Source organism: Citrobacter sp. Ce129, from assembly GCF_030334545.1.
Classification (GTDB): domain Bacteria; phylum Pseudomonadota; class Gammaproteobacteria; order Enterobacterales; family Enterobacteriaceae; genus Citrobacter; species Citrobacter europaeus.
The window spans coordinates 1-13,214 of sequence record NZ_JAOWDS010000057.1; the positions used below are offsets into that span (position 1 = coordinate 1).

Annotated in this window: 15 protein-coding genes; 2 read left to right on the forward strand and 13 right to left on the reverse strand. The window is 52.7% G+C overall.

Annotated elements, in window-relative coordinates; all coding sequences use genetic code 11:
• From tuf to fkpA, 9 genes are all read right to left on the reverse strand, one after another.
• Positions 1-1,169: elongation factor Tu (gene tuf / locus OGV77_RS06880; protein ID WP_286502589.1), on the reverse strand; the 1,169-nt coding region annotated here is incomplete at its 3' end.
• 69 nt (positions 1,170-1,238) lie between these two features.
• Positions 1,239-3,353: an elongation factor G gene (gene fusA, locus OGV77_RS06885; RefSeq protein WP_003023659.1), complete on the reverse strand. Its 2,115-nt coding sequence runs from the start codon at positions 3,351-3,353 to the stop codon at positions 1,239-1,241.
• 96 nt (positions 3,354-3,449) lie between these two features.
• Positions 3,450-3,920 carry a 30S ribosomal protein S7 gene (gene rpsG / locus OGV77_RS06890; RefSeq protein WP_016154763.1) on the reverse strand — a complete coding sequence of 157 codons (471 nt, stop codon included), beginning with the start codon at positions 3,918-3,920 and terminating at the stop codon, positions 3,450-3,452.
• Between the two features lie 95 nt (positions 3,921-4,015).
• Entirely contained in the window at positions 4,016-4,390 is a 375-nt protein-coding gene (rpsL, locus tag OGV77_RS06895; RefSeq protein ID WP_003023654.1) for a 30S ribosomal protein S12, read from the reverse strand.
• 125 nt (positions 4,391-4,515) lie between these two features.
• A complete protein-coding gene (tusB, locus tag OGV77_RS06900) occupies positions 4,516-4,803 on the reverse strand; it encodes a sulfurtransferase complex subunit TusB (RefSeq protein ID WP_047408236.1) in 288 nt (95 codons plus the stop codon).
• Between the two features lie 7 nt (positions 4,804-4,810).
• The gene (gene tusC / locus OGV77_RS06905) at positions 4,811-5,170 is read right to left on the reverse strand and encodes a sulfurtransferase complex subunit TusC (RefSeq protein WP_047408233.1); all 360 of its coding nucleotides are present in this window, start codon (positions 5,168-5,170) and stop codon (positions 4,811-4,813) included.
• On the reverse strand, positions 5,170-5,556 hold the full coding sequence (gene tusD / locus OGV77_RS06910) for a sulfurtransferase complex subunit TusD (RefSeq protein ID WP_003023646.1): 387 nt from the start codon (positions 5,554-5,556) through the stop codon (positions 5,170-5,172). The genes tusC and tusD overlap by 1 nt, the downstream gene beginning before the upstream one ends.
• The gene (locus OGV77_RS06915; RefSeq protein WP_003023643.1) at positions 5,556-6,278 is read right to left on the reverse strand and encodes a helix-turn-helix transcriptional regulator; all 723 of its coding nucleotides are present in this window, start codon (positions 6,276-6,278) and stop codon (positions 5,556-5,558) included. The genes tusD and OGV77_RS06915 overlap by 1 nt, the downstream gene beginning before the upstream one ends.
• Before the next feature lie 167 nt (positions 6,279-6,445).
• Positions 6,446-7,264, reverse strand: coding sequence for an FKBP-type peptidyl-prolyl cis-trans isomerase (gene fkpA, locus OGV77_RS06920; RefSeq protein ID WP_003023641.1), 819 nt, complete (start codon positions 7,262-7,264; stop codon positions 6,446-6,448).
• A gap of 232 nt (positions 7,265-7,496) precedes the next feature.
• Here fkpA and OGV77_RS06925 point away from each other — a divergent pair, with 232 nt between their 5' ends.
• On the forward strand, positions 7,497-7,715 hold the full coding sequence (locus OGV77_RS06925) for a protein SlyX (protein WP_003023639.1): 219 nt from the start codon (positions 7,497-7,499) through the stop codon (positions 7,713-7,715).
• Between the two features lie 111 nt (positions 7,716-7,826).
• Here the strand turns inward: OGV77_RS06925 and slyD are convergent, their stop codons facing one another.
• From slyD to kefG, 4 genes are all read right to left on the reverse strand, one after another.
• The gene (slyD, locus tag OGV77_RS06930) at positions 7,827-8,438 is read right to left on the reverse strand and encodes a peptidylprolyl isomerase (RefSeq protein ID WP_008786294.1); all 612 of its coding nucleotides are present in this window, start codon (positions 8,436-8,438) and stop codon (positions 7,827-7,829) included.
• Positions 8,439-8,532: 94 nt separating this feature from the next.
• Entirely contained in the window at positions 8,533-8,733 is a 201-nt protein-coding gene (locus OGV77_RS06935) for a YheV family putative zinc ribbon protein (protein WP_016154768.1), read from the reverse strand.
• Positions 8,734-8,741: 8 nt separating this feature from the next.
• Entirely contained in the window at positions 8,742-10,547 is a 1,806-nt protein-coding gene (gene kefB, locus OGV77_RS06940; protein ID WP_043018546.1) for a glutathione-regulated potassium-efflux system protein KefB, read from the reverse strand.
• The gene (gene kefG / locus OGV77_RS06945) at positions 10,547-11,098 is read right to left on the reverse strand and encodes a glutathione-regulated potassium-efflux system ancillary protein KefG (RefSeq protein WP_003023629.1); all 552 of its coding nucleotides are present in this window, start codon (positions 11,096-11,098) and stop codon (positions 10,547-10,549) included. The genes kefB and kefG overlap by 1 nt, the downstream gene beginning before the upstream one ends.
• A gap of 132 nt (positions 11,099-11,230) precedes the next feature.
• On the opposite strand from kefG, the gene OGV77_RS06950 reads away from it, so the two are divergent.
• The gene (locus OGV77_RS06950; protein ID WP_003023627.1) at positions 11,231-13,132 is read left to right on the forward strand and encodes an ABC transporter ATP-binding protein; all 1,902 of its coding nucleotides are present in this window, start codon (positions 11,231-11,233) and stop codon (positions 13,130-13,132) included.
• Positions 13,133-13,214 lie beyond the last annotated feature (82 nt).

Consider the following 13,214-nt stretch of genomic DNA (forward strand, 5'->3'; position numbering starts at 1 on the left):
GCAACAACGCCCGCACCAACAGTACGGCCGCCTTCACGGATTGCGAAACGCAGACCGTCGTCCATCGCGATTGGGTGGATCAGGGTAACAACCATTTTGATGTTGTCGCCCGGCATTACCATCTCAACGCCTTCCGGCAGTTCGATGGTACCAGTCACGTCAGTAGTACGGAAGTAGAACTGCGGACGGTAGCCTTTGAAGAACGGAGTATGACGGCCGCCTTCGTCTTTGGACAGAATGTACACTTCAGATTCGAACTTGGTGTGCGGCTTGATAGAGCCCGGCTTAGCCAGTACCTGACCACGTTCGATTTCTTCACGTTTGATACCACGCAGCAGAACACCAACGTTCTCACCAGCACGGCCTTCGTCCAGCAGTTTGCGGAACATTTCAACGCCGGTACAAGTAGACTTAGCAGTGTCCTTGATACCAACGATTTCAACTTCCTCACCAACTTTGATGATACCGCGCTCTACACGACCGGTAACAACGGTACCACGACCGGAGATGGAGAATACGTCTTCGATAGGCAGCAGGAACGGCTTGTCAATCGCACGCTCTGGTTCTGGGATGTAAGAATCCAGGAAGCCAGCCAGTTCGATGATTTTCGCTTCCCACTCTGCGTCGCCTTCCAGCGCTTTCAGAGCAGAACCACGAACGATCGGCGTGTCGTCGCCCGGGAAATCGTACTGAGACAGAAGTTCACGAACTTCCATTTCTACCAGTTCCAGCAGCTCTTCGTCATCAACCATGTCGCATTTGTTCAGGAACACGATGATGTACGGAACGCCTACCTGACGACCCAGCAGGATGTGCTCACGAGTCTGCGGCATCGGGCCGTCAGTCGCAGCAACAACCAGGATCGCGCCGTCCATCTGCGCAGCACCGGTGATCATGTTTTTAACATAGTCGGCGTGGCCCGGGCAGTCTACGTGTGCGTAGTGGCGAGTCGGGGTGTCATATTCAACGTGAGAAGTGTTGATGGTGATACCACGAGCTTTTTCTTCCGGCGCGTTATCGATCTGGTCGAATGCACGAGCAGCACCGCCGTAGGTTTTAGCCAGTACGGTAGTGATTGCAGCGGTCAGGGTAGTTTTACCGTGGTCAACGTGGCCGATGGTGCCGACGTTAACGTGCGGTTTTGTACGTTCAAATTTTTCTTTAGACACGGCTATATTCCTTACTATAGTGCTCTCCCCTTTGGAGAGAGCACGGGACTTAGGTTTTAATCCTGTGGATTATTTACCACGGGCTTCAATAACGGCCTGAGCAACGTTGTTCGGCGCATCGTCGTACTTCAGGAACTCCATGGAGTAAGAAGCACGGCCTTTGGTCAAAGAACGCAGCTGGGTTGCATATCCGAACATTTCAGACAGCGGAACTTCAGCATGGATAACAACGCCAGTGACGTTGGATTCCTGACCACGAAGCATACCACGACGACGGCTCAAGTCACCGATTACGTCACCGGTGTTCTCTTCCGGAGTCTCTACTTCAACCTTCATGATAGGCTCAAGCAGAACTGGTTTCGCTTTCTTAAAGCCATCTTTGAAGGCGATAGAAGCGGCCAGTTTAAACGCCAGCTCAGAGGAGTCAACGTCATGGTAAGAACCGAAGTGCAGACGCACGCCCAGATCAACAACCGGGTAACCAGCCAGTGGGCCGGATTTCAGCTGTTCCTGGATGCCTTTATCAACGGCCGGGATGTATTCGCCAGGAATTACACCACCTTTGATGTCGTTGATGAACTCGTAGCCTTTCGGGTTTGAACCCGGCTCCAGCGGGTACATGTCGATAACAACATGACCGTACTGACCGCGACCACCAGACTGCTTAGCGTGTTTACCTTCGATATCGGTAACTTTCGCGCGAATCGCTTCACGGTAAGCAACCTGAGGTTTACCGACGTTCGCTTCAACGTTGAATTCACGCTTCATACGGTCAACGATGATGTCGAGGTGCAGCTCACCCATACCGGCGATAATGGTCTGGTTAGATTCTTCGTCAGTCCAAACGCGGAATGACGGGTCTTCTTTAGCCAGACGGCCCAGAGCCAGACCCATTTTTTCCTGGTCAGCTTTGGTTTTCGGTTCTACCGCGATGGAAATTACCGGCTCAGGGAATTCCATACGTTCCAGAATGATCGGGTGATCCGGGTCACACAGAGTGTCACCAGTGGTCACGTCTTTCAGACCGATAGCAGCAGCGATATCGCCCGCGCGAACTTCTTTGATCTCTTCACGTTTGTTAGCGTGCATCTGTACGATACGGCCAAAACGCTCGCGTGCAGTTTTCACTGAGTTCAGGATGGTGTCACCGGAGTTAACCACACCAGAGTACACGCGGAAGAAGGTCAGGTTACCCACGAACGGGTCGGTTGCGATTTTGAATGCCAGAGCAGCAAACGGCTCATCATCGCTAGCGTGACGCTCAGCCGGAGTATCTTTACCGTCGTCCAGAATACCGTTGATCGCAGGTACGTCGACTGGGGATGGCAGGTAATCAATTACCGCATCCAGCATCGCCTGAACACCTTTGTTCTTGAACGCAGAACCACAGGTTACCAGGATGATTTCGTTGTTCAGAACGCGCTGACGCAGAGCTTTTTTGATCTCTTCTTCAGTCAGTTCTTCACCACCCAGGTATTTCTCCATCAGCTCTTCTGAAGCTTCTGCAGCGGACTCGATCAGGTTCTGGTGCCATTCTTCAGCCAGTTCCTGCATGTCAGCCGGGATATCTTCATAAGTGAAGGTTACGCCTGCATCTTCTTCGTTCCAGTTGATGGCTTTCATTTTCACCAGGTCAACAACACCGGTGAACGCTTCTTCAGCGCCAATTGCCAGCTGCAGCGGAACAGGGTTCGCGCCCAGACGGGTTTTGATCTGACCAACAACTTTCAGGAAGTTCGCACCCATACGGTCCATTTTGTTAACGAACGCAATGCGTGGAACTTTATATTTGTTTGCCTGACGCCATACGGTTTCAGACTGAGGCTGAACACCACCAACTGCGCAGTAAACCATTACTGCACCATCAAGCACACGCATGGAACGTTCTACTTCGATAGTGAAGTCAACGTGCCCCGGGGTGTCGATGATGTTTACGCGATGCGGTTCATACTGCTTAGCCATACCAGACCAGAATGCAGTAGTCGCTGCGGAGGTGATAGTAATACCACGCTCCTGCTCCTGTTCCATCCAGTCCATGGTGGCTGCGCCGTCATGAACTTCACCGATTTTGTGGTTTACACCGGTGTAGAACAGAATACGTTCGGTAGTAGTGGTTTTACCGGCGTCGATGTGCGCACTGATACCGATGTTACGGTAGCGCGCGATGGGTGTTGTACGAGCCATTTGATTCCTCGTTTATCTTTTAGGCGTTCAATTTAAGTAGCCCAAAGCGGGCTGCTTACTAGAAGCGCCCGCCTGGTGACTAAAACTCCGAAGGGATTACCAACGGTAGTGTGCGAACGCCTTGTTGGCTTCTGCCATACGGTGAACGTCTTCACGTTTCTTAACTGCAGTACCTTTGTTTTCTGCAGCATCAGAAAGTTCGTTCGCCAGGCGCAGAGCCATGGATTTATCACCGCGTTTACGAGCAGCTTCAACGATCCAACGCATTGCCAGGGCATTACGACGAACCGGACGGACTTCAACTGGAACCTGATAAGTAGAACCACCAACGCGGCGAGACTTAACTTCGACAGTCGGACGCACGTTTTCAAGGGCTACTTCAAAAGCTTCCAGGCCATCTTTACCAGAACGCTGAGCCAGGGTCTCCAGCGCGCTGTATACGATGGTTTCTGCAGTAGATTTTTTACCATCTACCATCAGGATATTTACAAATTTAGCCAGCAGCTCTGATCCGAACTTAGGATCCGGCAGAATTTTACGCTGACCAATGACGCGACGACGTGGCATGGGAATACTCCGTTGTTAATTCAGGATTGTCCAAAACTCTACGAGTTTAGTTTGACATTAATATAAAACGTTTGGCCTTACTTAACGGAGAACCATTAAGCCTTAGGACGTTTCACGCCATACTTGGAGCGTGATTGCTTACGGTCTTTAACGCCGGAGCAGTCAAGCGCACCGCGAACGGTGTGGTAACGAACACCCGGGAGGTCTTTTACACGACCGCCACGGATCAGGATCACGGAGTGCTCCTGCAGGTTGTGACCTTCACCACCGATGTAGGAAGTCACTTCAAAACCGTTAGTCAAACGCACACGGCATACTTTACGCAGTGCGGAGTTTGGTTTTTTAGGAGTGGTAGTATATACACGAGTACATACACCACGTTTCTGCGGGCATGCTTCCAGTGCAGGCACGTTGCTCTTTGCAACTTTGCGTGCGCGTGGTTTGCGTACCAGCTGGTTAACTGTTGCCATTAAATAGCTCCTGGTTGTAGCTTTCGCTTCGTAAACACGTAATAAAACGACCTCATACAATATGAGGACGCAGAATTTTAGGTCGGTGTCGAAAAGGTGTCAAGAAATATACAACGATCCCACAATTACCAGGACATCTGGCTGGGATGCTTCACCGTAAGTCTGACGAAGTCAGTATAGCTAACCCTGACGACACTGTCTGAAATTTGACCACATAAGCCGCGAGCTTGAATGTCTTCTTCCAGTACATAGACCTTAATGGAGGCATTTTGCAGACTTTCAAGGAAACGGCTTCCTTCTACTGCCGCGGTCACACCATCCTGGAGCAATAAAAGTTCATCGTCTTTATCAATCAGGCGGAGAAGAGAGGAGAAATCGGTAAGCCACGCAGAGCGATGTAATGTGTGCAGCATGAGTATCTCAAAACCTTAAAATGACGTCATAGTTGCCTAGCTCACGGCGTAAATCTTCCGGTTCTAACGCTGTCGCATCGACCACAAAATTAACACCCTGCTGAAGACCCCGCTCGCGTAAAGAGGCGGCACAAAGCCAACATTGCTCAATATCGTACAATTCCAACAGTTTGAAGGTTGCGATGTAGTCTCGCGCCAACACAACATCCGGCTGTTGTCCCTGAAGGATTTGAAAAACGCCATCGCCGATAAAAAATACGCCGAGGTCTTCCGTTAATGCCGATGTCGCCAGCAAGGCATCTAATCCTTCACGGCCAGACGCGCTGCCGTGCGGCACGGTAGAAAAGACAAAAGCAACACGTTTCATTAAAACTGCACCACGCGATCGCAGGTCAGGGACGCCTCAGCCAGCGAACCCAGCCCGCTGAGGTTAAAACCTGATTGTAAATTAGCGCCTGCCAGGCCCAGACGTTTCGCTTCAGTTTCATCAACTACGCCGCGACGCAACGCCGCCGCCACGCAAATATTCAGCGTCACGCCATGCTGCTGGTTCAGCTGTTGCCAGGCCCGTACCAGATCGTATTCATCACTGGCAGGCGAAGTCAGTAAGTTGGCGTTATACACACCTTCACGATAGAAAAAGACGCTACTTAGCTCATGCCCTTCTTTGAGTAGCGCATGAGCAAATTGCAACGCGCTGCTCGCCTGCTGCGTACCATAAGCCGGCCCCGTCACCATGATGGCAAAACGCATTACTTGTCTTGCCCCTGGAAATCGCCGCTTTTGAACTGACGAATATAGAGGTAGACCGTGTGCTTGGAGATGTTCAGCCGATCGGCAACCTGGTTGATGGCATCTTTAATATCGAAGATACCTTTCTCATACAGATTCAGGACAATCTGACGATTCTTGGCGTTGTTGGAAACATTGCGATCGGCGTTCACTTCTTCGATCGTGAATTCCAGCGTTTGGGTAACCAGGTCTTCCACCGAAGAAGCGAAGTTGACGGCAGAACCCACTTCCGGGGTTTCCGGTGGGATAAAGGTATTCATTATCTGCGAGAATGGGACATCAAGGTTCATATTGATGCACAGCAGACCAATCACGCGATGCTCACGGTTGCGAATAGCAATCGTCACCGACTTCATCAAGACACCGCTTTTCGCACGTGTGAAGTAACACTTCGACACGCTGCTATCCGCACCCGTCATATCATGCAGCATACGCAATGCAAGGTCGGTAATCGGCGAGCCAATTTTGCGGCCCGTGTGTTCACCGTTAGCAATGCGGATAGCCGAGCATTTCAAATCCTGCAAAGAGTGCAATACGATTTCACAATGGGAACCAATGAGCATCGCCAACCCGTCCACAACCGCTTCGTAGGATTTGAGGATATCGAAGTCAGTTTGATCGAAAGGACGTTGATCCAGTAAATCTAGCTCACTGGTTTCGTTGGTTAAAAGCGACCTGGACATGAAAAAAAGCACTCCTTTTCAGGAGCCTGTCGTTATGTTGTCAGGGCAGGCTCATCACTATTATAGGGGCATCTAAAGTAATACAGCGCACAAGGCGCTTTCCAGTATTAATTATATCCTGTCGATAATAAAAAACCGCCGCCCTGTGGGCGGCGGTTTCTGGTCACTTATTTTTTGCTGCTGTCTGCAGCTTTATCTGCCGGTGCAGCATCTGGCTGCGCATCGGCCTTCGGTGCCGGTTTGATGTCTAACAGTTCAACATCAAAGACCAGCGTAGAGTTGGCCGGAATGCCCGGTACGCCAGTTTTGCCGTAAGCCAGATCCGGTGGGATAACCAGCTGGATTTTGCCGCCTTTCTTGATGTTTTTCAGGCCTTCAGTCCAGCCCGGGATTACCCCGTCAAGACGGAAAGAGAGCGGCTCACCGCGGGTATAAGAGTTATCAAACTCTTTACCATCAATCAGCGTACCTTTGTAGTTGACTACCACGGTATCGCTGTCTTTCGGCGCAGCGCCAGTACCTTCTTTCTCTACTTTGTAGACCAGGCCAGTAGCAGAGGTTTTAACGCCTTTCTCTTTAGCAAATTTCTCGCGGTAAACTTTACCTTTGGCTTCGTTATCAGCCGCGTCTTTTTCCATTTTCGCCTGAGCGGAGCTCTTCACGCGCGCTTCAAACGCCTGCAGAGTTTGTTCGATTTCCTGGTCAGACAGCTTGCTCTTGTCTGCAAACGCATCCTGAACGCCAGCGATCAGCTGATCTTTATCCAGTTTGATGCCCAGTTTTTCCTGCTCTTTCAGAGAGTTTTCCATATAACGACCCAGGGACGCGCCCAGCGCGTAAGCGGCTTTTTGGTCGTCATTCTTGAATGCTGCTTTGCTGTCAGCAGTAGCGGCTGGTTTCGCAGCATCAGCAGCGAAGGTGATCGGGGCATGCAGAGCAACAGCCATTGTGGTCGCCAGCAGCGTTACTTTAAACAGTGATTTCATCCATATCTCCAGGGCCGGGGCATCTCACCCCAGGGTTAGCTAAAACAAAAATGTACTATAAAGCGTTGTAGAACAAATCAACATACGGGCACGCCCTATTATCACCACATTTCAGACTCTTTTTGTTTAAATTAGTTTCGTGACCGAAGATTGAGTGCTGTGCAAACAGGCAAAGTTAAGTAGAATTCGCCGCAGTCCGCGATCTGCCGGAGAAAAAAGAAAGAGGTGAATCATGCAGGATACAACAATGGAAACTCGCCTGGCTGAACTGGAAAGTCGCCTGGCATTTCAGGAGATAACCATTGAAGAGCTCAACGTGACGGTGACCGCGCATGAACTGGAAATGGCCAAACTCCGCGACCATCTGCGTTTACTGACAGAAAAGCTCAAAGCAACGCAGCCGTCCCACATTGCGTCGCAGTCTGAAGAGACCCCGCCGCCACATTATTGAGACGTAAAAAAAGCGGGAATATCCCGCTTTTTGTGCCGGATGACGACGTAAACGTCTTATCCGGCCTACGGTAGGCCTGATAAGCGTAGCGCCATCAGGCAATCATACCGATCAGTGGCAACCGCAGCCGCCGCCGTTACCTTTACCGCCACCGCCGCAGCAGCCTTCGCCGCCGTGCTCGTGACCATGGTCGTGACCGTGGCCATGACCACCGCAGCAACCGTCATGACCGTGGTCATGATCGTGGTCGTGACCGTGCGCGCCGTGAACGTGGCCGTGAGCCAGTTCTTCTTCGGTCGCTTCGCGGATAGCAACAACTTCTACGTTGAATTTCAGGTTCTGGCCAGCCAGCATGTGGTTACCATCAACTACAACGTGATCGTCTTCCACTTCGGTAATTTCTACCGGTACTGGACCCTGGTCAGTTTCAGCCAGGAAACGCATGCCAACCTGCAGTTCGTCAACGCCCATGAAGACGTCTTTAGGAACGCGCTGCACCAGGTTTTCGTCGTACTGACCGTATGCGTCGTTTGCGCCAACAGCAACATCGAATTTGTCGCCAACTTCATGACCGTCCAGCGCTGTTTCCAGGCCAGAAATCAGGGAACCGTGACCATGCAGGTAGTCCAGCGGTGCACTCACCGGAGACTCATCAACCAACACACCGTCTTCTGTACGTACCTGATAGGCCAGGCTGACCACCAGGTCCTTTGCTACTTTCATGATATCTCCTGAGCATGGAAAGAATAGTGGCGCAGATTGTAGCGGAATTCTGCACCCGTGTACCCTCTAGCTTAAAAAAAGCTGCGCCATATCGCTAGTCCGGATGAAAAATCCCGATCACTTGCTCTTCTTTGCGAACGTGCTCGCGCGCCTCTTTATCCGCTTCCCGCATCTGATGGCCGCACTTAACACACTCAACAATATCGATATTATTTTCGCGCCACATTGCCAGCGTATCCTGCGCCTGGCAGGACGGACATTTTGCGCCTGCAATAAAACGTTTACGAATTGCCATGATTACCTCTACTCAAATTCATCCCAGCCATCCAACTGACGCCGCTCTTGCTGCATCTCTCGTTGGAAAATTTCCTCCAGCTCGCGCCGGGCTTCCCTGGCTCGAGAGATTTGTACGGTATCCGTATGCATGGGGATCAGCTCCCGCAGCATGCGCATATCCAGCCGACGAAAATGCAGCTGAGCGCGCTGAGCCTGGTGCGGATGCATCCCCAGTGTAACCAGCGTTTTACGCCCCAACTCCAGCGCACTGGAGAACGTTTCGCGGGAAAACTGCGTCACACCAGCTTGTAATAACTCATGCGCCTCTACACGTCCGCGCGCACGCGCAAGAATATGCAAATGCGGAAAATACTGTTGGCACAGTTCCACCAGTTTCATGGTGTCTTCAGGCTCATTACAGGTAATAACGATAGACTGTGCCGCCTCCGCACCCGCAGAACGCAACAGATCCACCTGCGTGGCATCACCGTAGTAAACCTTATAGCCATATTTACGCATCAAATTCACCGCGCTGATATCCCGCTCCAGAACGGTAATCCGCATTTTATTGGCCATCAACAGGCGACCAATAACCTGACCAAAGCGCCCAAACCCCACCACAATCACCTGCGGTTTATCATCTTCTACCCAGGGTTTTTCATCTTCTTCATCCGTGCCGTTAAACTGACGGGAGAGCCATTTGTCAATCAGCTTCATCACCAACGGCGTGGTCATCATCGACAGCGTGACGGTCACCAGCAGCAACGCCATTTGGTCGCCCTGAAACAGCCGTTGCGAGGATGCCGTTGAAAACAGCACGAAAGCGAATTCACCGCCCTGACTCAAAACCCCGGCAAACTGCATCCGTTCTGAGCTTCTCATGCCGTTAAGACGCGCCAGCACATACAGCACCAGCATTTTTACAACCACCAGTACTATCACGCTCGCCGCCACCCACAGAATATGGGTATAGAGCACGCCAAGATTGAGTGACATGCCTACGGAGATAAAAAACAGGCCGAGCAGCAGGCCTTTAAACGGATCGATTGCCGTTTCCAGCTCATGTCGGTATTCGCTTTCCGCCAGCAGCACGCCCGCGATAAACGTTCCCAGCGCCATCGACAGCCCCAGCGCATCCATAAATAAAGCCGAACCCAGCACCAGCAACAGCGTCGCGGCGGTAAATACTTCCCGTACGCCAGAGTCCGCAATAAAGCGGAAAACCGGACGCAGCAAATAGCGCCCGCCAATCAGCATGCCGGCAAAGGCCAGCACCTTCATTCCCACCTTGATCCAGTCAAAATGTTCGTCAGCAGAACCCGCCAGCAGCGGAACCAGCGCCAACGCAGGGATCACCGCCAAATCCTGAAACAGCAGCACCGAAAAACCCAGTTGTCCGGATTCACTGCGGTTCATGCCTTTTTCGCGCATCAACTGTAGCGCCATGGCGGTCGATGACATCGCCAGACCAATGCCGCCAACCACTGCCGCCTGCCAGGAGAACGCAGTGAGCATCAATAATCCTGCCAGCACTACTGCACTCAGCATTACCTGCGCGGCGCCGACGCCAAAAATTGAACGCCGCAACTGCCACAGCTTGGCTGGATTAAGCTCCAGCCCAATGATGAACATAAGAAAAACCACACCCAGCTCGGAAAAGTGCAGAATTTCATCCACATCGCTGATGAATCCTAATCCCCACGGGCCGATAGCAATACCCGCCAGCAAGTAACCCAGCACCGGACCGATACCCAGCTTTGAGGCCAGGGGAACTGCCGCCACCGCCGCGAAGAGGAACAACACTCCCGCCGTCAATAAATCAGAACCTTCCATCAGCGGCCTCCCACAGGGATCGGATTCGCCAGCCAGTCACCATACGCTTTCGCATGGCTGTCCAGCTCCTGCTTCGTTTGCCGCCTGGCCCAGTAGACGATAATAGGGCTCATCCAGTGCATGCGGCACATACCGGCCGTTAGCTCAAAAGGACGCAGTACATCGCTCATTGGATAACGGTTTAGCGCGTCATAGCGATAGGCGCTTTCCGGTTCTCCGGTCGTGATAACGCTCCGCCAGTACTTTCCCGCCAGTTGATTCCCTCCGGGGCCGCTGGCAAATCCGCGGCTCAGTACACGGTCAAGCCACTCCTTTAACAGCGCCGGACAGCTATAGGTGTAAAGCGGATGCTGAAAAACAATCACATCATGCTCACGCAGCAGCGCCTGCTCATGCGGAATGTCGATAAAAAAATCAGGATAGTGCGCGTACAGGTCGTGCACGGTAACATTGCTGAGCTGCATGGCCGGTTTAAGCAGAACCCGGTTCGCGACCGAGTCCTGAGATTCCGGATGGGCATACAGCAGCAAGACTTTCGCTGGCTGGAACATCATCCCCCTCCCGGTTTTGTCTTTTGTCTATTTTCGACGTTTTGGGCTACCATTGCGCCTCGGTGCGGCAAATGGCCCACACATTACATTATCATAATGATAAATTAACATGGTCTGAACATACGGCGCCTTATGATTGTTTTCTCATCGTTACAAATTCGTCGCGGCGTGCGCGTCTTGCTGGACAATGCCACGGCCACCATTAATCCAGGGCAGAAAGTTGGTCTGGTAGGTAAAAATGGCTGTGGTAAATCTACCCTGCTGGCATTGCTGAAAAATGAACTCAGCGCCGACGCCGGAGGATTTACCTATCCGGGAAACTGGCAGCTTGCGTGGGTGAATCAGGAAACGCCAGCATTGCCGCAGCCCGCGCTGGAGTACGTGATTGACGGCGACCGCGAGTATCGTCAACTGGAAGCGCAGTTGAACGATGCCAACGAACGTAACGATGGACACGCTATTGCCACCGTCCATGGCAAACTGGATGCCATCGACGCCTGGACCGTGCGCTCACGCGCCGCCAGCCTGCTGCATGGTCTCGGTTTCTCCAACGAACAGCTTGAGCGCCCGGTCAGCGACTTTTCCGGTGGCTGGCGTATGCGTCTCAACCTGGCCCAGGCGCTGATTTGCCGTTCAGACCTGCTGCTGCTCGATGAACCCACCAACCACCTCGATCTCGACGCGGTAATCTGGCTGGAAAGATGGCTGAAAAGCTACCAGGGCACGCTGATATTGATCTCCCACGACCGCGACTTCCTCGACCCGGTGGTGGACAAAATTATTCATATCGAACAGCAAACCATGTTCGAGTACACCGGCAACTACAGCGCGTTTGAAATCCAGCGTGCGACCCGCCTTGCGCAGCAACAGGCAATGTACGAAAGCCAGCAGGAGCGCGTGGCGCATCTGCAAAGCTATATCGATCGTTTCCGCGCTAAAGCAACCAAAGCAAAGCAGGCGCAAAGCCGTATCAAAATGCTGGAACGCATGGAGCTGATTGCCCCGGCACACGTGGACAACCCGTTCCACTTCAGCTTTCGCGAACCAGAAAGCCTGCCGAATCCACTGCTGAAGATGGAAAAGGTCAGCGCTGGCTACGGCGATCGCGTCATTCTCGATTCGATCAAACTGAATCTGGTGCCGGGTTCCCGCATCGGCCTGCTCGGTCGCAACGGCGCGGGTAAATCGACGCTGATCAAGCTGCTGGCCGGCGAACTGGCCCCCATTAGCGGCGAGATTGGCCTGGCGAAAGGTATCAAGCTGGGCTACTTCGCGCAGCACCAGTTGGAGTTTTTACGCGCCGATGAATCGCCTATTCAGCACCTGGCGCGCATGGCGCCGCAGGAGCTGGAGCAGAAACTGCGGGACTACCTCGGCGGATTCGGCTTCCAGGGCGATAAAGTCAGCGAAGAGACTCGCCGCTTCTCCGGTGGTGAAAAAGCGCGTCTGGTGCTGGCGTTGATCGTCTGGCAGCGCCCGAACCTGCTCCTGCTTGATGAACCGACCAACCACCTGGACCTTGATATGCGCCAGGCGCTGACCGAAGCGTTGATCGATTTCGAAGGCGCGCTGGTCGTGGTCTCGCACGACCGTCACCTGATTCGCTCCACCACCGATGATCTCTATCTGGTGCACGACAAAAAAGTCGAGCCGTTTGACGGCGATCTGGAGGATTATCAGCAGTGGCTGAGCGATGTGCAAAAACAAGAAAACCAGAGCGACGAACCGGCAAAAGAGAGCGTTAACAGCGCCCAGGCGCGTAAAGACCAGAAGCGTCGCGAAGCTGAATTGCGCACCCTGACGCAGCCGCTGCGTAAAGAGATTACCCGTCTGGAAAAAGAGATGGAGAAACTGCACGCACAGCTGGCGCAGGCGGAAGAAAAACTCGGCGACAGCGAACTGTACGACCAAAGCCGCAAAGCCGAGCTCACCGCATGCCTGCAGCAGCAGGCCAGTGCAAAATCCGGACTGGAAGAGTGCGAGATGGCCTGGCTGGAAGCGCAGGAACAGCTTGAGCAGATGCTGGCCGAATAGTCATGAGTGCCTGATAAGGCGAAGCCGCCATCCGGCTCCTGAGCCGAAAATGCCTGATGACGACGCTCGCGCGTCTTATCAG